This is a genomic window from Streptomyces minutiscleroticus (assembly GCF_014650875.1).
Classification (GTDB): Bacteria; Actinomycetota; Actinomycetes; order Streptomycetales; family Streptomycetaceae; genus Streptomyces; species Streptomyces minutiscleroticus.
In genome coordinates this window covers 34512-55285 of sequence record NZ_BMVU01000041.1, presented here as the reverse complement: position 1 = coordinate 55285, position 20774 = coordinate 34512, and the positions used below count along the sequence as shown (strand labels likewise).

The following is a 20774-nucleotide window of genomic DNA, read 5'->3' as shown; positions in this document are numbered from 1 at the left end:
GCTCAGTCCTCGTAGGCCTTGGCCGCCGCGGCCTCCAGCCGGGCCGCGGTCGCCTCGGGGTCGGAGGGGTCGCGCAGGAAGTCCTGCAGGATCTTCCACTCGCCGACGCCCTTGGTGCCGCCGAAGGCGGCGGGCGCCTGGTCGGACATGTCGAAGCGGACCGAGTCACCGGCGGCGACCAGGGACTCCGCGGTGGCGCGGGTGACGTCGTCGCCGTAGGAGGCCGGGTCCAGGTCCTTGTTCGGGGAGAGGAAGCCGCCCGCCTTCGCCCAGACGGCGGCGGCCTCGGGAGTGGCGAGGTACTCCAGGAGCTTCATGGCGGCCTCGGGGTGCTTGCCGTCCTTGAGGACGACTGCCGCGTCGCCGCCGCTGACGACGGGCGCCTCGCCGCCGCCGACCGCCGGGAAGGGGAAGAAGTCCGCGTCCTCGCCGATGGCGCGGCCGAACTGGTCCTTGGCGACCCCGGCGACGAAGTCGCCCTCGTAGACCATGGCGGCCTCGGCCTGGGGGCCGAAGACCTTCTCGACGGAGCCGGGGAAGTCGGTGTTCAGGGCGCCCTTCTGGCCGCCCGCCAGCAGTTGCTCGTCCTTGAACAGCTTGCCGAGCGTGGTGAGGGCCTTCACCACGCTCGCGTCCGTCCACGCGATGTCGTGCGCGGCGAGCGCGTCGTACTTGTCGGGTCCGGCCTGGGAGAGGTAGACGTTCTCGAACCAGTCGGTGAGCGTCCAGCCGTCCTGGCCGGCGACGGCGAAGGCGGCGAGACCGGAGTCGGAGACGACGCGGCCCGCCTTCAGCATGTCGTCGTACGTCTCGGGGGCCTCGACACCGGCCTGGTCGAGGGCTTCGGGGCTGTACCACACGGTCGACTTGTGGGCGGCCTTGAAGTACAGGCCGTAGAAGGTGCCGTCGACGCTGCCGTACTTCTTCCACACGCTCGCGAAGCCACTGTCCACACTCTTCTCGGTGGTCTTCGACAGCGGCCGCAGCCAGCCCTTCTTCGCGAACTGCTGCAACACACCGACCTGCGGGACCATGACCACGTCGGGGGCGTCACCGCCCTCGATCTTGCTGCCGACGACGGTGGAGACGTTGTCACCGGTGGGCACGAACCGGGTCTCGGCACCGGTCTTCTCGGTGAACGCGTCCAGGACCTTCTGGAAGTTCTTCTGCTCGCTGCCGGACCAGACACCGGCCACGGAGACCGTCTGGCCGCTGAGCGCCTGGTCGCCGCCGCCGGCCGCGACCGGCTCCCCGCCTCCGCATGCGGTCGCGCCGAGGGCCAGGACGAGGGCGGTACAGCCGCTGAGCAGGGTGGTGCGTCGTCTCATCATCATCGATGTTCTTTCGTGTGCGGGTGTGGACGGGGGAAGCTCACAGGCCGGTGTCGTGGGCGACCCACCAGGCCGCGGTGGAGCCGGGCAGGACTCCGTCGGGGCAGGGGGCGCTGGCCAGCAGGGGGACACCGGACACGGGGGCGGTGGTGGGGGTCGTGCCGAAGTTGACCGCGCAGACGAGGCCGTCGCCGCGGACGAAGGCGAGCACGTCCGGCTCGGTCTCCAGCCAGCGCAGCGTGCCCTCGCCCAGCTGGGGCAGCAGCGCGCGCAGGTGGAGGCTGTCGCGGTACAGGTGCCAGAAGGACCGTGTGTCGGCGAGCGCGCGGTCGGTGGCGTGCTCGGCGAACCAGTCGGGCTGGGGCAGCCAGGGCTTGGTCCCCTCCACGCCGGAGGTGAAGCCGAACGGGGACGCCTGTCCGGACCAGGGCAGCGGGACGCGGCAGCCGTCGCGGATGCGGGCGCGCTTGCCGGTGCGGCGGAAGATGGGGTCGGTGAGCACGTCGTCGGGCAGGTCGATGACCTCGGGCAGGCCCAGTTCCTCGCCCTGGTAGATGTACGCCGCTCCGGGCAGGGCCAGCATCAGCAGGGCTGCGGCGCGGGCGCGGGCGGGGCCGAGTCCGCTGCCCTCGGGGGTCGGTTCGCCGTACCGGGTGACCGTGCGGACCTGGTCGTGGTTGTTGAGGACCCAGGTGACCGTGGAGCCGGTGCCGGCGATGTCCTGCATGGCCTCGGAGATGACCTTGCGGAAGGAGTCGGCGTCCCAGGCGGCGCTGAGCAGGTCGAAGAAGAACGCCTGGTGGAGCTCGTCGGGGCGGACGTACTTGGCCTGTTCACGGGCGCTGGGCACGGACACCTCGCCGACCAGCAGGCGCTCGCGGCCGTCGCGGGCGGTGTACTCCTCGCACACGGCACGCCAGCGGCGCCACACGTCGTGCACCTCGGGCTGGTTCCAGGCGAGCGGGTTGACGGAGTCGCGGGTGCGGGCGTCGGCCTCGGGGTCCGGGGAGTCGGGCAGGGCGGGGTGTTTGAACAGCCCTGCGGCCACGTCGATGCGGAAGCCGTCCACGTCGCGGTCGAGCCAGAAGCGCAGCACCCGCTCGAACTCGGTGCCGACCGCGGGGTTGCGCCAGTTCCAGTCGGGCTGCTCGGGGGTGAACATGTGCAGGTACCACTGGCCGGGGGTGCCGTCCGGTTCGGTGACGCGGCTCCAGGCCGGGCCGCCGAACATGGAGTGCCAGTTGTTGGGCGGCTCGGCGCCGTCGGGGCCGCGGCCGTCGGCGAAGTGGAAGCGGGCGCGGGCCGCGCTGCCGGCCGGGGAGGCGAGCGCCTCCTGGAACCACGGGTGCTGGAGGGAGCTGTGGTTGGGCACGATGTCCAGCAGCACCTTGATGCCGAGCCGGTGGGCGGCGGCCGTCAGCCGGTCGAACTCGGCGAGGTCGCCGAAGACGGGGTCCACGTCGCAGTAGTCGGCGACGTCGTAGCCGTGGTCGTGCTGCGGCGAGGGGTAGAAGGGGCTCAGCCAGATCCCGTCCACGCCGAGCTTTCTCAGGTACGGCAGGCCGGCGCGGACTCCGGCCAGGTCCCCGATGCCGTCCCCGGTGCTGTCCAGGAAGCTGCGGACGTACACCTGGTAGATCACTGCGTCGCGCCACCAGCGGTGCGCGTCGGTGTGCTTGTCACTCACCCCGTCAACCTGTCTGTGCGTGGTGTGGGTTATGCATGCATGTTAAGTAGGCGTGACGCGCGGGTGTCAATGGATCGAGCGGCATGCGTACGCAACTGGGGGCGTCCTCTTACTACTTATCGCCCATACCGGGCACCTGACGAAGCTCGCGTATACCTAACGTGTATGTAGTGAGCCGGGAAATGGAGAACGATCAGCCGGCCCCGCGCCGACGCCGGGGACGGGAACGGCCGCGCGCACGGCTCCCGGAAGGCGTCCCCTCGGGGTCAGCGCGAGGACACGGCCGTCAGCTCGCGCGCCAGGCGCCGCACCGCCTCGGCAGGTGTCAGCCGTCCGGCCAGCGCGTCCTGCACGACGGCCTGGACCACCAGGCTCACCTGGTCGTAATTCGGGCTCTTGGGACGCGGCTCGGCCGTCAGCACGGCCTCGCGCAGCGTCGGCAGATAGGGGAACCGGCGGATCAGTTCCGGCTCCTCGTACAACGAGGCGCGTACGGGCGGCAGCGCACCGCGGGTCAGCACCTGCCGCTGCACGGGCTCGCTGGTGAGGTACTGGATCAGGCGCACGGCCGATTCGGGGTGCCGGGCGTGCGAGGTGACGGCCAGGTTGGAGCCGCCCAGCACGCTCGTGCCCGGCCCGTCGGGGCCGGGCAGGGGGACGGCCCCCACCTCGCCGGCCACCGGGGACCCCTGGGCCGAGGAGACGGCGTAGGCGTACGGCCAATTGCGCAGGAAGAGCAGGTGGCCGTCCTGGAACGCCTGCTTGGACTCCTCCTCCTTGTAAGTCAGCGCCTCTTGCGGGATCCAGCCCTCGCGCACGCCGCGGACCAGGAAGCCGATGCCCTCACGGGCCGCGGCCGAGTCGACGGTGACCCGTGCGCCCTCGTCGCCGAGGATCGTGCCGCCCGCGGAGTAGACGGCCTCGGCGGCGTTGACGGTCAGTCCCTCGTAGGGCAGCAGCTGGCCCGCGTACCCGTCCAGTCCGTGCCTGGGCGCGACGGTCTTCGCCGCGTGCTCCAGCTCGGCCCAGGTCCGCGGCGGCGGCACGCCCTCCTCGGCCAGGACGTCCTTGCGGTACAGCAGCAGCCCGGCGTTGGTGACGTACGGGACGGCGTACAGCCGCCCGTCGTAGGTGGCCGTGCCGACGACCGGCGGCAGGAAGCTGCGCAGCGGGAAGCGGTCGCCGGGCAGCGGGCGGATCCAGCCCGCCGCCGCGAACTGCGTGGTCCAGTTGACGTCGATGTTGAGGACGTCGAAACGGCCCCGGTCGCTGTCGCGCAGGTCGGTGCTCATCTGCGCATGCGTCTCGTCCGCCGAGTCCGGGAGCTCCACGAGGGTCACCCGCTCCGCGGGGTGGGCGCGGTTCCACCCCTCGAGGAGCGGCCGCAGATAGCCGGTGAGATCCCCGGCCGTGGCCAGGGTGAGCGGGCCGCGGCCTCCGGCGCCCGCTGTGCCGGCTCCGACACCGGAAGCGGCGTATCCGGTCAGGAGCACGACGAGGACGAGGAGGACCCGGCCGGCGGCATGCGTGCACCGCATGGGTCCCTCCCAGCTCACCGGCGCCGGGCACCCTCGCCCGGAGTCCGGAACCATGTATACCTGTTAGGTATGCGCGATACTAGGGCCTTCGATCAAGACGGCCCCCGGTGGACCGGTCCGGGGCCGCCGGGCGGAACCCGGGACGGACATGGGGAAGGGAGCACTCGTGCGGCTGCCCCTCCTCGCCCTGCTGGCGCGCGGTCCGGCCCACGGCTACGAACTCAAGCAGGACCTTGAGCAACTCCTGGGCTCCGCGTACCCTCAGCCGAACATCGGCCAGATCTACGTGACCCTCGGCCGCCTCGAGAAGACAGGGCTGATCGAGGGGGAAGAAGTCGAGCAGTCGAGCCGGCCCAACAAGAAGATCTACCGCCTCACCGAGGCCGGACGGGAGGCCCTGAACGTCTGGTTCGAGGAGACGGCGGACGAACCACGGGTACGGGACGACTTCTTCATGAAGCTCGCGCTCGCCCCGCGGACCGGTCTCGCCGACCAGATCACACTGATCAACCGGCAACGGCGCCAGTACCTCAACACCATGCGCGCCCTGTCGAAGCTGGCCGCCGCCGAGGACCGCGACAACCGGATCGCCCATCTGCTGATCGAGGGCGCGATGCTGCACCTGCAGGCGGACCTCGACTGGCTGGAGCGGTGCCAGGAGGAACTGGAGGACACGGAGTGAGCGACCGTCCCACTCCCCTGCTGCGGGCGCAGGGCCTGGTCAAGACGCACCACGGCGACGGAGGCCCCGTCCGGGCCGTGCGCGGGGTCGACCTGTCCGTCCGGCAGGGCGAGTTCGTGGCCGTCACCGGTCCCTCCGGAGCCGGCAAGTCCACGCTGCTGCACCTGCTCGGCGGATTGCAGCGCCCGGACTCCGGAAGCATCCACCTGGCCGGCGAGAGCACCGACGGGTACTCGGAGGCGCGGTGGGCCGTCAAGCGCAGGAAGCACATCGGCATCGTCTTCCAGTTCTTCAACCTGGTGTCGGACCTGTCGGTCGCCGACAACGTGGAACTGCCGGCCCTGCTGGCCGGCGTCCCCCCGAAGCGGGCACGCGCACGGCGCGAGGAGCTGCTGGCCGAACTGAGTCTGACGGGCAAGGAGAACAGCATGCCCGGCGAACTGTCCGGCGGCGAGCAGCAGCGGGTCGCCCTGGCCCGCGCCCTGGTCAACCACCCGCCGCTGCTGCTCGCCGACGAGCCGGCCGGCAGCCTGGACAGCAAGGGCACCCGTGAGGTCATGCGACTGCTGTCGCGCTTCCACCGCCGCGGTCAGACCATCGTGCTCGTCACCCACGACGCCCGGCTGGCGAGCGCCGGCGACCGGGTCATCAGCTTCTTCGACGGACGGATAGCGGACGACGCCGAACTGACGAGCGGCGCACCGCAGGTCCGCCGTACGGGCATATCAGGCGTACTGGAACTCAAGGACTGAGCAACGGTGCACGACCAGTTCCCGGGCACCGGCCCGCGCACCCACCCGCGAAAGGGCTGAGCCCGATGCGAGCCATGGCGCGCTGGGCCCACTCCGACCTGCGCAGACATCGCGGCGAAGCCCTGTTCATCGTGCTCGCCACCGTGGGGATCGTCGCCTCCCTGCTGCTGGCCATGGCGTTCTTCGTCTACGCCACCAACCCCTGGCAGCGCACGTTCGCCCAGACCCGCGGAGCACACGTGTGGCTCCACACCGACGCCTCCTCCGAGCCGCGCGCACTGTCCGGCCTGGACGGGGTGGAGTCCGTCGCGGGCCCCTACCCCACACGTTCCGCCACGCTCGCCCTGCACGGCGCCCGCGCCTCGGTGGAGCTGCGCGGCACCTCCTCCCGGCAGCCGTCCGTCGGACGCCCGCTGCTCACCTCCGGCCACTGGCTGCGCGCGGCCGACCCCGACGGCGTCGTCCTGGAGAGCAGTCTGGCCGGCGCCCTGCTGGCCGAGCCCGGTGACACCGTGCGCCTGTCGGGTACGGACCGCGCCCTGACCGTCGTGGGCATCGCCGACAGCGCCGAGCCGCAGTACGACCCCGGACAGCAGCCGGGGCTGGTCTGGCTGCCGCCCTCCGCCCTGGGCACACCCGACGGCCGGGTCGTCGGACTGCGCCTGGCCGACCCGGAGGACACCGCCTACGTCGTCCAGCGCGCCGTGACCGGCCTGGGCGCCGACGCGGTCACCAAGGTGTCCACCTGGAAGGAGGCCCGGGACCGCGCACAGGGCGACAACCGGCTGCTGGGCCAGATACTGGGACTGTTCGGGCTGGGCGCGCTGCTGGCCGCGGGGCTCGCCGCGCACGGCGCGATCGTCACCCGCGTCCGCGGCCACCTCAGGAACATCTCGGTCCTGAAGGCGATCGGCTTCACCCCCGGCCAGGTCGTGCGCGTCTTCCTGCTCCAGCACGTCGCGTACGCCCTGCTGGGCGCCGTGGCCGCGGCCGTACTCGTCCCGGCCCTCGGCGGCCGGATACCGGGGCGTCTCGGCGAGGCGGTGGACGTGTGGCGCGGGCTGCCGGGGCACACCACGGCGCTGCTCGTCGTACCGGCCGGGACGGTCCTCTTCATCGCCGCGACGACCGGACTGGCGGCGTGGCGGGCCGGGCGGGTGCCACCGGTGCCCGTCCCCCGGCCCGCCGCGGCACCCGGCGGCCGCCTGTCGGCCGCGGCCCGCGCCGCCCTGGGCCGGCGCGTGCCCCCTGCCCTCGTGCTGGGCTGGCACCAAGCCTTCGCCCGGCGGTCCCGGTCCCTCGCCACGGTCGCCCGGTTGACGCTGCCCCTGCTGCTCATGGTGGTGGCGATGAGCGCGTGGGCCACCCTCGACGGCCTCCACAGCGGGTCCGGGCGGACCGGTCCGGTGGCCGCGCTCACCGTCCGCGTCGGCGACGGCCCGGACGACGCCGCCACGCGCGCGCTGCTCGAGGACAATCCGCGCATCGCCGCCGCCGTCCCGGGCGTGGAGACGACCGCGCTGGTCCCCGGCCAGACGGGCACCATCTCGCTGCGCGGCTTCGGCACCCGCGGGAACCCCTACCCGTACGCCGTCGTCGAGGGCCGCCCCGCACACGGTCCCGACGAGGCCGTGGCCGGGCAGGGACTGCTCGACCTGCTGCAGGTGCGCGTGGGCGACTGGGTGCGCGTCACCGTCGGGGACCGGCCGCAGGTCCTGCACATCGTGGGGCGCACCGTCGAGCCCGGCAACGGCGGCCACGTGATCACCACCTCCCTCGACACCCTCAAGGAGAACGATTCGCGTCTCAGGGCCGACGTCCACCTGCTGCGCCTACGCCCGGGCGAGGACCCCCGCACGGTCGCCGCGGAACTGTCCTCGGCGGCCCACGGGCGCCTCGACGTGTACACCGTGGCGAACCCCGCCGAGGGGCTGTCCCCGCTGCGCGGAGTCGTCGTCGGCCTCCTGGCCGTCCTCGCGTTCATCGGCCTCGTCGAACTGCTGACCACGATCGGAGGCATGATGCGCGAGGGGGAACGGGATCTCCTCGCGCTGAAGGCGATCGGGCTGTCCCCCCGGCAGATCACCGCGATCACCGTCACGGCCACCGCCTCCACCGTCCTGGCCGCGGTCCTGGCCGGTCTGGTCCTCGGCCTGCCACTCGCCCGTCGTCTGATCGACGCGCAGGGTGCGGCGAGCGGCATGGGCGCCGGTCTGGCCCAGCATCCCCCGGCGGGCCTGCTGCTGTCGTTCGGTGCGGCGGCCGTGCTCGGCGCCGCCGTGCTCGCGGCCCTTCCCGCGCATCGCGCGACACGCCGCCGGCCGGCGGACGCCTCGAACGCGGTGGCGTGAGCGGCGCGCGCGAACCGGCGCACCTGCGCACCGGCCCCGTCCTTGCCGGTCATCCCGTCCGCGCGGTTCCGGGGCCGTGAGCACGGCGGCCGAACGGCCTCTGCCCGGCCCGCCTCCGGACAGGTGACCGCCATCGGCACACCCTTGTTGTCGTCAGGGCAGCATCCCCTCGTCGCCGGGACCGGCGGCGTCACCGCAGAGCGGCAATCACGTCCTCGGCCATGGGGGCGCTGGAGGCGGGGTTCTGAGCGGTGAAGAGGTTGCCGTCCCGTACCGTGTAGGACTTGTACGCCGGACCGCCGGGGTGGCTAGTGCCGTGAGCGGACCGAAAGCGCGCAGCGCCTGCTCGGCGTGCGCCACGTAGCGGGCGCAGTCCTCGCCCGCGACCTCGGGGTCCGCGCTGTGCCGGTCCAGCGGCCGCAGTACTCCGCCGGGGAGGCGAAGTCGACGGCGTGTCCGGCCTCGACGAAGGGCTGCGGTCGGCCCGGAGCAGGTCCTGTTCCCCTCCCCGTGGTAGCGCAGCGCACGGACGCTCGCTCCCGCCTCCTCGGGGACCTCGCCGATGCGCACTGGTCCTCCTCCGTCCGGGCGGCCCGCCGGACTTGCACCTGACACCGACGTCAGGTTCTAGCGTAGGAGGCGTCGGCGCTCGCCGGCCATGCATCCCATTGATCTCACGTACGGCCGGTCCAGGCCGCGTGGAAGGGCAGAACGTCATGCGCGCAGTCCGTTATCACCAGTACGGCGGTGTGGAGACCCTCGTGGTCGAGCAGGTGCCGGACCCGCACCCCGGACCCGGCGAGATCCGCATCCGCGTCGCGGCGGCCGGCGTCAACCCCGTCGACTGGAAGGTGCGCTCCGGCGCGGTGCGCGAGCTGCTCCCCGTGGACCTGCCCGCGATTCCCGGGCGTGACGCCGCCGGCGTGGTCGACGAGATCGGTGCGGGCGTCGAGGGGGTGGGCATCGGCGACCGTGTCTTCGGGCTGGGCGGCGTCACCGGGGCGACGGCGGAGCTGGCCGTCCTCTCGGCCTGGGCCCACGCACCCGCCACGTGGACCGACGAGGAGGCCGCCGGCGCCGGTCTGGCATCGGTGACCGCGATGGGCGGGCTGAAGCCGCTCGGTCCCCTGCGGGGGCGCACCCTGCTCGTCGAGGGCGCCGCCGGAGGCGTGGGCAGTGCCGCGGTCGAGATCGCGGTGGCTCGGGGCGCCACCGTGATCGGAACGGCAGGCGAGCGCAACCACGACTTCCTCACCTCCCTCGGAGCCGTTCCCACCACCTACGGCCCCGGCCTCGCGGAGCGCCTCGCCACTCTGGCTCCGGACGGTGTCGACATCGCCCTGGACACCGCGGCCTCCGGGTCCCTGGCCGACCTCATCAAGATCGTGGGCGACCCCGCTCGCGTGTCGACGGTCGCCGACTACACCAATGCGCAGCGCCTGGGTGTGCATCTGGCCGGCGCGGAGAACGACTCCACGCTCCTCGCCGAAGCGGGCGAACTCGGCCGGCAGGGCCGCTACACACCGCGCGTCGAGCGGACCTACCCGCTCGCACGGATCGCGGAAGCGCACGCGTACGCCGAGCGCGGACACACGCGGGGGAAGGTCGTGGTCAGCATCTGAGTTCGTCCCACTGTTCGGGGCCCCGCCGCGCGGGGCGCCGCATCCGTGAGCGGTCCCGGTGGAAGGCCACGGCCGACGGTCCCGCAACCGGCGAAGCGCCGTCCCCCGCACCCGCCGATGCTGGCTGGGCGCCCCGTGTACACAGGCAGGGCGCCCGGCCAGAAGTGGATACGTGACCATTGATTGCGTATACCCGCAGACAGCGACGCCCAAGATCGGCGCCCCGTCCGCACGGAGTCCCGCTCCGCACCTCCCCCACCGTGACAGCCGCCGTCCGGTGCCGCACAGTGACGCCTGTCGTACTACGGCGAGGAAGAAGGGAGCTGCGAGGATGAGCGGCGGCGTATCCGGAGCCGGCGTACTCGACCGGGTGGAGAAGGGCCCGCTGATCGAGTGACGGCTCACCGGAGGACGCCCTCGACGCGGCGTCGGCGGCGCGGAGTTCGTGGGCGGCGACCGCGCCGCGCGAGCGGGGGAAGTCCTGCGACGCGCCTACGATCTCCTCATCGCGCGCACCGAGGACATCGCGCTGCTCTCATCACGCTGGAAAGGGGCAAGTCGCTGGCCGAGTCGCGGGCGGAGGTCGCCTGCGGAGCCGAGTTCCTGCGCTGGTTCTCCGAGGAGGCCGTGCGCATCCACGGCGACTGGACGGTCGAGCCCGGCGGCTCGGGGAGGACCGTCCTGATGCGCCAGCCGGTGGGGCCGAGCCTGCTGATCACCCCGTGGAACGTCCCGCCGGCCATGCCCGCACAGCTTCGTACCTCCTCCTCCCGGCCGGCGCCCGCCACCCGGCGGTCGTCCAACCGCTTCCGACCACGCGAGGAGGCGGGCAGCGGCGGCCAGCCGGACTTCCGCTCCGCATCGGGCGGTTCGTGGCGACGGACCGCCCAGCCGTGATCCGTCCTCAAAGATCTTTCGAAGACACAACCTAGGCGCGCGGAGTGTGCAGTCGGTCGGCGGTGATGGTCAGCAGGACGCGTCGCTGCGTTCCGTCGGCGAAACCCGGGTAGGGGCGTCCCAGGTACTTGTGCGACAGCGCGTCGATGTGTTCATCGGCTCCCTGCGTGGTGGTGGAGGTGACACGCCCCCGGACTCCCCAGTACCGCGTGGGCGTGTCCGGGTCCGCGATGGCGACGGCGACGCGCGCATCGCGTTCGACGTTGCGCGTCTTCTGGTGCGTGGGGACCGTGTTGACGAGGATGTTCTCCCCGTCGGTGTCGACCCAGGTCTGGGTGATCTGGGGTGAGCCGTCCGGCATGAGGGTGGTCAGGAAGCACAGGGCGGGTGTGCGCAGGATGTCGACCAGTTCAGGGGGCAGGGACATGGTGGGCGTGCTCTCCGTTCGGTGATGCCGGGGGGACCGGGGCCTTTCGGGGGTGGGTGTCGGCTTCCTCTTCCTCGCGCGGGCGGGTCGGTTCGGCGTGGCGGAGTCCGGCGAGCGACACGGCCAGTGCACGTCGCCATCGGGCGGGGTCGTGCTGCCGGGAGGCGTCCATCACCGCCCCCACCATGAGGTGGACGGTCTCCAGGTCGCCGGGGACCACGTGGCTCGGCAACCGGCCCGCGCGGACCGCGCGCTCGATGAGTTGCGCGGCGAGTTCCGCGATCCTGGCGCACCCCTGGGCCAGCCGGTCGGTCCCCTGTCGGGCACCGCGCAGCAGTTCGCTCAGACCGCGATCGTCGGCTTCGAGTTCGAACTGCCGCTCCATGAACCAGGTGAGGCCGGTCCATGGATCGTCGGCCCGGAGTGCCTGGCGGGCCAGGGCCGCCACGGCCTCGACGTGCTCGGCGAACAGGGCGTCCACCAGGTCCTGCCGCTGGGGGAAGCGCCGGTAGAGAGTGCCCATGCCGCTTCCGGCCGCACGGGCGATCGCTTCGTAGGGCACTCCGAGTCCGTCACGGGCCATCAGCTCTCGCGCCGCCTCCAGCAGACGCTGCCGATTGCGCTCGGCGTCACGGCGCAGGGGACGTTCGGTCATGCGCCGAACGTAACAAAGTTGAGGCCGGCCTCTCAAGTTGAAAAACGCTTCCACTTTGTGGATAGGGTGCAGCACCGCACCACCGTCCCGACAAGGAGACCCGTAGTGCCTTCACAGCCCACGGCCATCGAGCCGTTCCCCGTCTCGGTCGATCAGCGGGACCTCGACCGGCTCGCCCGCCGGCTGGCCGACACCCGGTGGCCGGACCGGGAGACCGGTGCGGACCAGGGCCCCCGGCTCGACCGGATCCGCGCCCTGTGCGACCACTGGGCCCGCGACTACGACTGGCGGCGCTGCGAGGACGAGATCAACGGCATCGGGTCGTACCGCACCGTCCTGGACGGGATCGGTGTCCACTTCCTGCACGCCCGCTCGCCCGAGCCCTCGGCGCTGCCGCTGCTGCTGTGCCACGGCTGGCCCGGGTCCGTCCTCGAGTTCCGTCACCTGGTCGGTCCGCTGACCGACCCCGTCGCGCACGGCGGCCGGGCCGAGGACGCCTTCCACGTCGTGATCCCCTCGATGCCGGGCTTCGGCTTCTCCGACAAGCCGCACACCACCGGATGGGGGGTCTCCCGCGTCGCCGACGCCTGGATCGAGCTCATGGACCGCCTCGGCCACCGCACATGGGTCGCGCAGGGCGGCGACTGGGGATCCGCCGTCGTCGAGGCGATCAGCCGCAAGGCCCCCGAGGGCTTCCTCGGCATGCACGTCAACCTGCCCCTGGTCTTCCCCACCACCGAGGAGATCGAGGCGGCGACGCCCGAAGAACAGCGCATGCTGGCCAGGGCGCAGCGCTACGAGAGCGTCCTGTCCGGCTACGCGAAGGAACAGGCCACCCGGCCGCAGTCCATCGGCTACTCCCTCGCGGACTCCCCCGCCGGACTCGCCGCCTGGATCTACACCCTCTTCGAGGACGTCACCGACAGCGACGGTGACCCCGAGACGGTCGTCCCGCGCGACGAGATCCTGGACGACATCATGCTGTACTGGTTGCCGAACGCGGGTCCCTCCTCCGCGCGCCTCTACTGGGAGGCGCGGCACGAGCCGGGCGGCACCACCGAGCCGAATCCCACCCCGGCCGGGTTCAGCATTTTCCCCGGCGAGGCCGTCCAGGCCTCGCGGCGCTGGATCGAGCGCCGCTACCCCAACCTCCTGCACTACGGCCGACTCGACCGCGGAGGGCACTTCGCCGCCCTCGAACAGCCCGCCGCCCTGACCGAGGAGATCCGCACCACCTTCCGGACCGTACGTCCCGGTGGTCCCACGGCCTGAACGGGCAAGGAACGGTGCCGGACGCGCACCGCACCGCCTCTCCCCCACCGGTCCCGTCACCGTTCGTCCCAGACCCGGGTACGGACCCCAGGGGCGACCGCGTCGCGAGCGGCAGGGAAGGCGGCCGGCGCGCGGCGGACACCCTCCACGTCGACCGCGCCCTCGCCCATCCAGGTCGACCGCGCCCGGCCCTGGCGAGCGGACAGGGCCGTCGCTCAGGTTCACCGGCGGGCGGCGGCCTCGGCGGTGCGGCGGTCCGGGCAGCGGCACCGCCCGAAGCGGTTGGCCGTGGTGGTGCCGTGCCTGGGACCGGGGGTCACGGCCGGCTCTCGGAGCCAGGCCCAGGGCGCGGCCCCAGGCGGGCGTATGCCGGCCGGAACACAGAGGGATCCGCCCCTCACGGCAGGCGGGCAGGACACGGCCACGTGGCGCGGACGCTCCCCGTGCGCGTAGGCAGCGGGCTGGTCGGTACGGCTCGTGGGCTCCCGGCTTCAGGAGCGTTCCTCAGTGGCCCGTGCGATTCCCCGCCCACACCGCGGGAATCCGACCCGACCACGGGCTTGCCTGCTCCAGCTGGCCGGCGAGGCGGAAGAGGCGGCTCTCGAGGCCGTATCCGGCGGCGAACTGCATCCCGATCGGGAGCCCCGTTCCGGCGTCGGCCGTCACCGGCACGGACATGGCGGGCGTGCCCGCCGTGTTGAACGGCATGGTGAACGGGGAGCGGCCGAAGACGCGGTCGATCCAGCCGAGGCCGTCCAGCCTCTGCGCGCTCTCGGCATGGGCGCCCAGGGGCGAGGGAAGCTCCGGCACGGTCGGGGTGAGCAGTATGTCGTGGGTGTCGAAGTACCGCGCCAGACTACGGGCGACCCGGTTGCGGATCGTGAGGGCGGCGACGAACCGGGGACCGCTGACCCGCCGCCCGTAGTGGTAGCCGGACAGGGTCGCCGGTTCGAGGGTGGAGGAATCGACGGGCCGGTCGAAGGCGGTGGCCAGTTCGTCGACCGAGGCCGCGAGGTTCGCCGTAAACAGACGGGCGTTGGCCAGCACGAACTCCTCCCAGTGAGCCCCGAGGCCGACCTCGGCCTCCTCCACCTGGTGGCCGAGCGAGTCGAGCAGATCCGCGGTGCGGGAGAGGGCGTCGGCCACCGGCGCGGCGGTGCGGCGTCCGCCCCATGCCTGGGTGAGGACCCCGATGCGCAGCGAGCCCGGATGGCGGGCGACCTCCTCCGTGTACGGCCGGGACGGCTGCTGGGCGAAGTAGGGGTCGCCCGGTTCCGGACCGCGGATCCGGTCGAGCAGGGCCGCACTGTCGCGCACCGTACGGCTGACACTGCCGTGCACGGCCAGGCCGCTGAAGAGCTCGTCGAAGTCGGGGCCCATGGAGACCCGGCCGCGGGTGGGCTTCAACCCGAAGAGGCCGTTGTGGGCGGCGGGGACACGGAGCGAGCCGGCGGCGTCGGTGCCGTGTGCGACCGGAACCACTCCGGCAGCGACAGCCGCCGCCGAGCCCCCGCTGGATCCGCCCGCACTCCGCTCCGGGTTCCACGGGTTACGGGTCGCGCCGTACAGCACTGGTTCCGTCGTCATGCTGTAGGCCATCTCCGACGTCGCGGTACGTCCGAACGTCACCAGTCCGGCGCGGCGGAAGCGCCGCATCAGGGAGGAGTCGGCGCGTGCGACGTTGCCGGCCGCAAGGCGGCTGCCCATCTCCATGCGTCGCCCGGCCATGGCGACGCCGATGTCCTTGACCAGGAAAGGGACCCCGGCAAGCGGTGTGCTGCCGGGCTCGGGCTCGTCGTCGGCCGGCCAGGTCTCCACGATGGCGTTGATCTGCGGATTGACCGCCTGCGTGGCCTCGAGCGCGGCTGCTTGCAGTTCGGCGGGGGTCACCTCCCCTGCGGCCACCAGTTCCGCAAGTCCGACCGCGTCGTAGTTCACGTACTCGGCAACTCTCACTCTCATCTCCCATCGGACAAGACGATACCGCTGAGTCCCTAGTGATACCGAGCGGTATCGTGTGGAACGGAATGGTATCGTAAGGGCAGTGGGACCAGGGGCCCGCACCCGACCGGACGTCACGGAGCAGTCATGGCATCGACCGTCAGAAGGCCGAGCAGGGTGGCGAAACTGCCGCCCCGTGAGCGCATCCTCGACGCGGCGGAAGAGCTCTTCCAGAGAGAGGGAATCCGGCGGGTGGGCGTCCAGGCGATCGCCGAGAAGGCCGAGACCACCAAAATGGCGATCTACCGGCACTTCGAAACCAAGGACGAGCTGGTCGCGGAGTGGATGCGGATCGTCGCCGCCGACTACCAGGCGGCCTTCGACCGGGTCCGGACCGAGTACCCCGGCCGACCCAGGGAGCAGATCCTGGGCCTGGCCCGCTTCATCGCCGAGGGACTGCCGGCCGTCTCGCACCGGGGCTGCCCGTTCATCAACACACTCGCCGAACTGCCCGACCGCTCCCATCCCGCACGGCAGGTGATCGAGAAGCACAAGGCCCACCAGACCCGCAGACTGGTCGGCATGTGCACCGAGGCCGGACTGCCCGACCCCGAGCAGGCCGCGGCCGAGATCACCTTCGTACTCGAAGGCGCACAGGTCAGCACGCAGAATGGAAGCATCGATCAGGCGGGGGACCGCCTGATGAGAATCGTCGAGGGGATCGTGGACCGGCACCGTCCGCCCCTCGGCTCACCCCGGGCGACCGTCGACTGACAGCCTCGGATCCACAGCCCCGGTCTTCCGTCGACCGGGCGACGGGGGCGTCCCGGACGGCAATCGTCCGGACACGACGGCAACCACCTTGCGGTGGTCGGCGGCGGCGTGCGCCATGCCAAGGCGGCTGCCTCCCCGCCGAGCAGACGCACTCCCCGGCAACCGCCCAGCCGCCCTTCTCGCATGGCACGACCCGCGCCGGCTCCGGAGCCCGTCCTGCAGGCAGGGGCAGCGGACCCGCCCGGCCAGGTTGGGGTCTCCTGGTCGGCCGGCCCTGGAATGCGACGAAGCCCCGCGCCATTCCTTGAGGGAGAGCGCAGGGCTTCGGTGTTGATGCAGACTCAAGCGTGATCGTCGTTCCGGTGTCCGGAGCGCGGGTGGGGCATGGTGGCTCGCCGCGTTTTACGGTCATGCGTCACGAAGAGGCGCGTCGGGGCTGTCAGCGGGCGATCGAGACGGCAAAGGGCGTGAATCCGCTGGACCGGATCACATGCGGGACGAACAGGACCGCGGCTTCGGTGGCCCGTGCGGTCCCGATCCCGCCGAGGTCCGCGATCCAGTCCTGGTGCCAGCCGAGGTCCGCGAGAAGCCCGCGGACGACCTGCTTGGCCTCCGGGTCCTCGCCGGAGAGGAAGACGGTCGGCGGCTGGGTGAGCGCGGCGGGCGCGGTCATCACCGTGAAGAGCATGGTGTTGAGCGTCTTGACGACACGCGTGTCGGACAGCGCTTCCTGGAGCTGCTCGGCCAGGCTCGAGCCCGGGTAGAGCAGGTCGGCGGGCAGTCCGTCCGGTCCGTCGACGGTGGCATTGGAGACGTCTACGAGGATCTTGCCCCGCAGCTCCTCGCGCAGCGCGACGAGCCGCTCCAGCGAGCCGGCGCCCGGCGTGGCGTTGAGGACGATCCGCGCTGCCCGGGCAGCGGCGGCGGCAGAGCCCGGCGAGCGGTCCGCCACGGTCACCTCGTGCCCGGCCCGGGTGAGGGCTGTGGCCAGGCCGCCGCCGACGCGACCGTTCCCGAGTACGGCGATCTTGGTCATGTTGATCCGGTCCTTCCGGTACTTGTGCTTTGTGCGAGGTCAGCGGGAGAGCGTGGCGACGGCCTCGGCGTGCACGCCGGGGGCGGCGGCCAGGAAGCTCTCGCTCCCGGGGGTCCAGGGGCGGCCCTCGGCATCGGAGAGCCGTCCGCCGGCCTCGGCGACGAGCAGCGCCCCCGGAAGCAGGTCCGCGCGGGCCCCGGCGAACTGCCAGAAGGCATCGATCCGACCGGCGGCCACGTTCAGCAGGTGCAGGGTCGCGGGCACGGAGGCGCGCACCACCAGCGCGTCGAAGAGCATCGCGGTGATCGAGGAGCCGATGCGCCGCACGACCTTCTCGTCCTCGTCCGGCCTGGCCTGGCTCGTGGCCACCAGGCCGAGACCGAGGTCCGCGGTCCGGGACACGCGCAGCGGCCGGCCGTCGAGGTGGGCGCCGCCGCCCGCGAGCGCGGTGTAGGTCTCACCGGTCAACGGCAGGTGGACCGCGGTGAGCACCGGCTGGTTGTCACGCACGAGAGTGGCGGTGACCGCCCAATCCGGCAGGGCGTGCAGGTGATTGACGTTGCCTTCGGCCGGATCCACGATCCACCACTCGCCGGAAGGCAGGGCCCCGCCCGCGAGCTCGTCCTCCACCCAGCCCGCGTCCGGACGCAGGGCCGCAAGCCGGGGGCGCAGGATGTCGAGGGCCGCGTCGTCGTTGGCGGCGAGCGCCCGCATCAACTCCTCGCGGGTCTCGTAGCGGACGACGTCGCCGAAGCGCTCCCGCAGCGCCGAACCCGCCGCCTCCACCGCGAGCGCGGTCTGCGCGAGCAGTTCCGCGTCGGAAACGGGGTCGGCGGATGCGGTGACACCGACGTGCTGAACCGACTTGGACATGGCGGTACTCCCAACTGAGAAGGGGTGATGCGGTCGATCGGGCCACACCGTGTGCGGTTGCGCCCACGTCTCGAAGGTAGAGAGCACAATCATTAACCTCAAGTGCATGTAAAACACGTTTGCAATGACTCTCATGCAATTGAATCCGCACCTCCTCACCTCGCTCGACGCCCTCCTGGAGGACGGCAGCGTGGCCGCGGCGGCCGATCGCCTGCACATCACCGCCTCGCGACGAGCCGAGGCCCCGGCCGGATCCGGCGCACGACGGGGGTCGGATCCTCGTACGCACCGGGCGCACGACGCCCCCCAGTGGTCCCGTGCTCCGCGCCGCCGTGCGCAAGCAGGCGCCTGGCGTGCGGTTGCGCTTCATCGCGGAACCAGGCACCGGCGCCCCTGAGGTGCGTCCGCGGCGAGGCCGTCCTCGCCGCGGGCGCGAACCGCCCGCCCGCGCCCGAGATCCGCGCCGAGCAGGCGGCCGGGGCCCACTACGTCATCGTCGTGGGGTAAGGGCGCCCGCTCACCCGCGTCAAGGCCCTCACCGCCGTGCGGCTACACGGTCCGGCGCGTACCGCGCTGGTCGGCTCCGAGGGCTCTCGCGGCAACGGATCGCCGGCGCGCTCGAGGAAGCAATGCGACGGGTCGCCGCATCATGGACACACAGGATGCGGACGAATGGCGCGGGAGCCTCGAAAAGGCGCGGTTCACGCATGTGCAGCACCGGCGATTCGAGTGGTAGCAGCCCCGCTTCGAACAATCCGCGAGCCCGGATGCGACTGAGCGCTTCAGGTGTGCGACTGAGCGCTTCAGGTGGCGGCCGACACCTCGACCGGACGGGCTTCGAACTCACCGAGTCCGACGTGGCGCTGGGGCATGCGGGTCGCGCCTGTACCTTGGTCACGTTGAAATGCCGACCTCTGGAAAACCAAGCGGTCGCGCCGGGAACAGCCGGTCCGGTCGGCACGGTTGCATCCATCGGGGAACCGGCGCCGCTCGGGCGGGAGACACGGGGGCCACCAGGTCGCCCGCCCCACCACGATCCGGGCCCCAGGATCGCGGTATGCCCACCGCGCACTTGGACCAGGCTTTTTTTACAGGAGGACTGCTTCATGACTGACCGGCCCTTGACGCTGATGGCAGTACACGCCCACCCCGACGACGAGGCCACCAGCACCGGGGGGATCCTCGCGCGGTACGCGGCGGAAGGCATCCGCACGGTTCTGGTGACGTGTACCGACGGCAGTTGCGGTGACGGACCGGGAGGCGTCAAGCCGGGCGATCCCGGGCACGATCCGGCGGCGGTCGCCGCGATGCGCCGGCAAGAACTCGAGGCGAGCTGTGAGGTCCTGAAGATCAGCGATCTGGAGATGCTGGGTTATGCCGACTCCGGGATGATGGGCTGGCCGAGCAACGACGCCCCCGGATCCTTCTGGCAGACCCCCGTGGAGGAAGGCGCGGCCCGGCTCGCGGACCTCATGCGGCACTACCGGCCCGATGTGGTCGTCACCTACGACGAGAACGGCTTCTACGGCCATCCCGACCACATCCAGGCCCACCGCATCACGATGGCGGCGCTGGAGACGACCGGGCTGACGCCGAAGGTGTACTGGACCACGATGCCCCGCTCGGGGATGCAGCGGTTCGGCGAGATCATGCGCGAGTTCCAGGAGGACGTGCCGGAGCCGGACCCGGCCGAGGCCGCCGCGATGGCCGAGATCGGCCTGCCCGACGACGAGATCACCACGTGGGTGGACACCACCGCGTTCAGCGCCCAGAAGTTCGACGCGCTGGCCGCGCACGCCAGTCAGGGCGAGAACATCTTCTTCCTCAAGATGGGCAAGGAGAGGTTCGGCGAGCTGATGGGGATGGAGACCTTCGTACGCGTCCAGGACACCACCGGCGCGGCCACACCCGAGAACGACCTCTTCGCCGGACTGCGCTGACCCGCCCGCCCGCCCGCCCGCCCGGCCTGCCGGCCGGGAGAGCACATCGATCGCGCGACGCGATCGAGCACGGCGCGCCCCGCAGGCCCGGCCACGCCAGGTCCGCTCCGAAAGCCCGTCTTCGGGCCCTCGTCGACAGGTGTCGGCGAGGGCCCGCACTTCCGGCCCGACACCGCGCCGGCCCCCACACCACCTGACCACCGCACAGGTCGAGGCTCCCGGCCGCGGTCACCGAGCGGAAGGCCACGGCTCACGCCCGCAAGAAGGCGAGGACCGCCAGCACCCGCCGGTGGCCGTCGGTGTCCACCGGCAGATCCAGCTTGTTGAAGATGTTGCCGATGTGCTTGTCCACAGCCGCCTCGCTGATGAACGGGTGCGCCGCCAGACTGGCGTTGGTGCGGCCCTCCGCGATCAGCGCGAGCACCTCGCGTTCCCGGGGACTCAGCCGCTGCAGGGGGTCCTGGCGCAGCCGGAGAAGTCGGTGGATCACTTCCGGGTCCACCACCGTTCCGCCGGCGGCGACCCGCTCGATCGCGGTCGTGAAGTCGGCCACCGCGCTCACCCGCTCCTTGAGCAGGTAGCCCACTCCGGCTCCGCCGTCCGAGTCGAGGAGGCGCAGCGCGTAGGAGCGTTCCACGTACTGGCTGAGGACGAGCATGCAGTTCCCCCTCGCGACGGTCACGCAAGTGCGCTCACCGCGCACGCGCGTCCGCTGAATCTCCCGGATCTTACCCGTCGGCGAGAAGACATCGTCGGTGGCACGCTGCCTGTGGGAACGACCGCGCACGTACGGGCGTATCGCGCACGATCGCATACGGTGCGGTCCCGCGGTCGGGGCCCTCCGCCCCGATTCAGCCCATGCCCCACCCCTCAGGGCCGTCCCCTCGGGCGACGAGCTTGATCAACGACGTTCCCAGGCAGTGGACGGCTCATCCCGCTGTCCGGCCTCGGCAACCGCGCGCGGAAGTGCCATCCCGTCCTGGGGTGTCTCTTGTC

Annotated in this window: 16 protein-coding genes and 1 pseudogene; 8 read left to right on the top strand and 9 right to left on the bottom strand. The window is 71.9% G+C overall.

The genetic code is table 11. The features are described from left to right. Positions 1–2 precede the first annotated feature (2 nt). The 3 genes from IE271_RS29990 to IE271_RS29980 form a co-directional block, all read right to left on the bottom strand. On the bottom strand, positions 3–1331 hold the full coding sequence (locus IE271_RS29990; RefSeq protein ID WP_190193626.1) for an ABC transporter substrate-binding protein: 1329 nt from the start codon (positions 1329–1331) through the stop codon (positions 3–5). A gap of 40 nt (positions 1332–1371) precedes the next feature. Next, on the bottom strand, positions 1372–3018 hold the full coding sequence (locus tag IE271_RS29985; protein ID WP_190193608.1) for a glycoside hydrolase family 13 protein: 1647 nt from the start codon (positions 3016–3018) through the stop codon (positions 1372–1374). Between the two features lie 266 nt (positions 3019–3284). Continuing rightward, the gene (locus IE271_RS29980) at positions 3285–4556 is read right to left on the bottom strand and encodes an ABC transporter substrate-binding protein (protein WP_190193607.1); all 1272 of its coding nucleotides are present in this window, start codon (positions 4554–4556) and stop codon (positions 3285–3287) included. A 166-nt stretch (positions 4557–4722) separates the two neighbouring features. Between IE271_RS29980 and IE271_RS29975 the strand changes: the two genes are divergently transcribed. The 5 genes from IE271_RS29975 to IE271_RS42415 all read left to right on the top strand — a co-directional run bounded on the left by IE271_RS29975 (position 4723) and on the right by IE271_RS42415 (position 10860). Then, positions 4723–5238, top strand: a complete 516-nt coding sequence (locus tag IE271_RS29975) for a PadR family transcriptional regulator (protein WP_190193625.1) — start codon at positions 4723–4725, stop codon at positions 5236–5238. Beyond that, entirely contained in the window at positions 5235–5990 is a 756-nt protein-coding gene (locus tag IE271_RS29970; protein ID WP_190193606.1) for an ABC transporter ATP-binding protein, read from the top strand. The genes IE271_RS29975 and IE271_RS29970 overlap by 4 nt, the downstream gene beginning before the upstream one ends. Positions 5991–6055: 65 nt before the next feature. After that, positions 6056–8341, top strand: a complete 2286-nt coding sequence (locus IE271_RS29965) for an FtsX-like permease family protein (protein ID WP_190193605.1) — start codon at positions 6056–6058, stop codon at positions 8339–8341. A gap of 716 nt (positions 8342–9057) precedes the next feature. Then, positions 9058–9963, top strand: a complete 906-nt coding sequence (locus tag IE271_RS29960; protein ID WP_190193604.1) for an NADP-dependent oxidoreductase — start codon at positions 9058–9060, stop codon at positions 9961–9963. A 393-nt stretch (positions 9964–10356) separates the two neighbouring features. Continuing rightward, positions 10357–10860 (top strand): aldehyde dehydrogenase family protein, encoded by a 504-nt coding sequence (locus tag IE271_RS42415; protein ID WP_308435224.1) that lies wholly within the window; start codon positions 10357–10359, stop codon positions 10858–10860. A 31-nt stretch (positions 10861–10891) separates the two neighbouring features. Here IE271_RS42415 and IE271_RS29950 read toward each other — a convergent pair whose 3' ends face one another. Both IE271_RS29950 and IE271_RS29945 read right to left on the bottom strand, forming a co-directional pair. Beyond that, on the bottom strand, positions 10892–11287 hold the full coding sequence (locus tag IE271_RS29950; protein ID WP_190193603.1) for a PPOX class F420-dependent oxidoreductase: 396 nt from the start codon (positions 11285–11287) through the stop codon (positions 10892–10894). Continuing rightward, a complete protein-coding gene (locus tag IE271_RS29945) occupies positions 11271–11942 on the bottom strand; it encodes a TetR/AcrR family transcriptional regulator (RefSeq protein ID WP_190193602.1) in 672 nt (223 codons plus the stop codon). Before IE271_RS29945 ends, IE271_RS29950 begins: the two co-directional genes overlap by 17 nt. A 105-nt stretch (positions 11943–12047) precedes the next feature. Between IE271_RS29945 and IE271_RS29940 the strand changes: the two genes are divergently transcribed. Beyond that, positions 12048–13214, top strand: a complete 1167-nt coding sequence (locus IE271_RS29940) for an epoxide hydrolase family protein (RefSeq protein WP_229919637.1) — start codon at positions 12048–12050, stop codon at positions 13212–13214. 504 nt (positions 13215–13718) lie between these two features. On the opposite strand, the gene IE271_RS29935 is transcribed toward IE271_RS29940, so the two are convergent. Next, a complete protein-coding gene (locus IE271_RS29935; RefSeq protein ID WP_190193601.1) occupies positions 13719–15170 on the bottom strand; it encodes an amidase in 1452 nt (483 codons plus the stop codon). Positions 15171–15302: 132 nt separating this feature from the next. Between IE271_RS29935 and IE271_RS29930 the strand changes: the two genes are divergently transcribed. Continuing rightward, positions 15303–15929, top strand: a complete 627-nt coding sequence (locus IE271_RS29930; RefSeq protein WP_190193600.1) for a TetR/AcrR family transcriptional regulator — start codon at positions 15303–15305, stop codon at positions 15927–15929. Between the two features lie 439 nt (positions 15930–16368). On the opposite strand, the gene IE271_RS29925 is transcribed toward IE271_RS29930, so the two are convergent. Together IE271_RS29925 and IE271_RS29920 are read right to left on the bottom strand one after the other, a co-directional pair. Further along, on the bottom strand, positions 16369–16965 hold the full coding sequence (locus IE271_RS29925) for an NADPH-dependent F420 reductase (RefSeq protein ID WP_190193599.1): 597 nt from the start codon (positions 16963–16965) through the stop codon (positions 16369–16371). Between the two features lie 39 nt (positions 16966–17004). Continuing rightward, positions 17005–17838, bottom strand: a complete 834-nt coding sequence (locus IE271_RS29920; RefSeq protein ID WP_190193598.1) for an inositol monophosphatase family protein — start codon at positions 17836–17838, stop codon at positions 17005–17007. 1106 nt (positions 17839–18944) lie between these two features. On the opposite strand from IE271_RS29920, the gene IE271_RS29915 reads away from it, so the two are divergent. Next, positions 18945–19778: a PIG-L family deacetylase gene (locus IE271_RS29915; RefSeq protein ID WP_190193597.1), complete on the top strand. Its 834-nt coding sequence runs from the start codon at positions 18945–18947 to the stop codon at positions 19776–19778. A gap of 250 nt (positions 19779–20028) precedes the next feature. Here the strand turns inward: IE271_RS29915 and IE271_RS29910 are convergent. Continuing rightward, positions 20029–20436 (bottom strand): annotated as a pseudogene (locus IE271_RS29910) (LuxR C-terminal-related transcriptional regulator); the annotation flags it as partial. Positions 20437–20774: the final 338 nt, after the last annotated feature.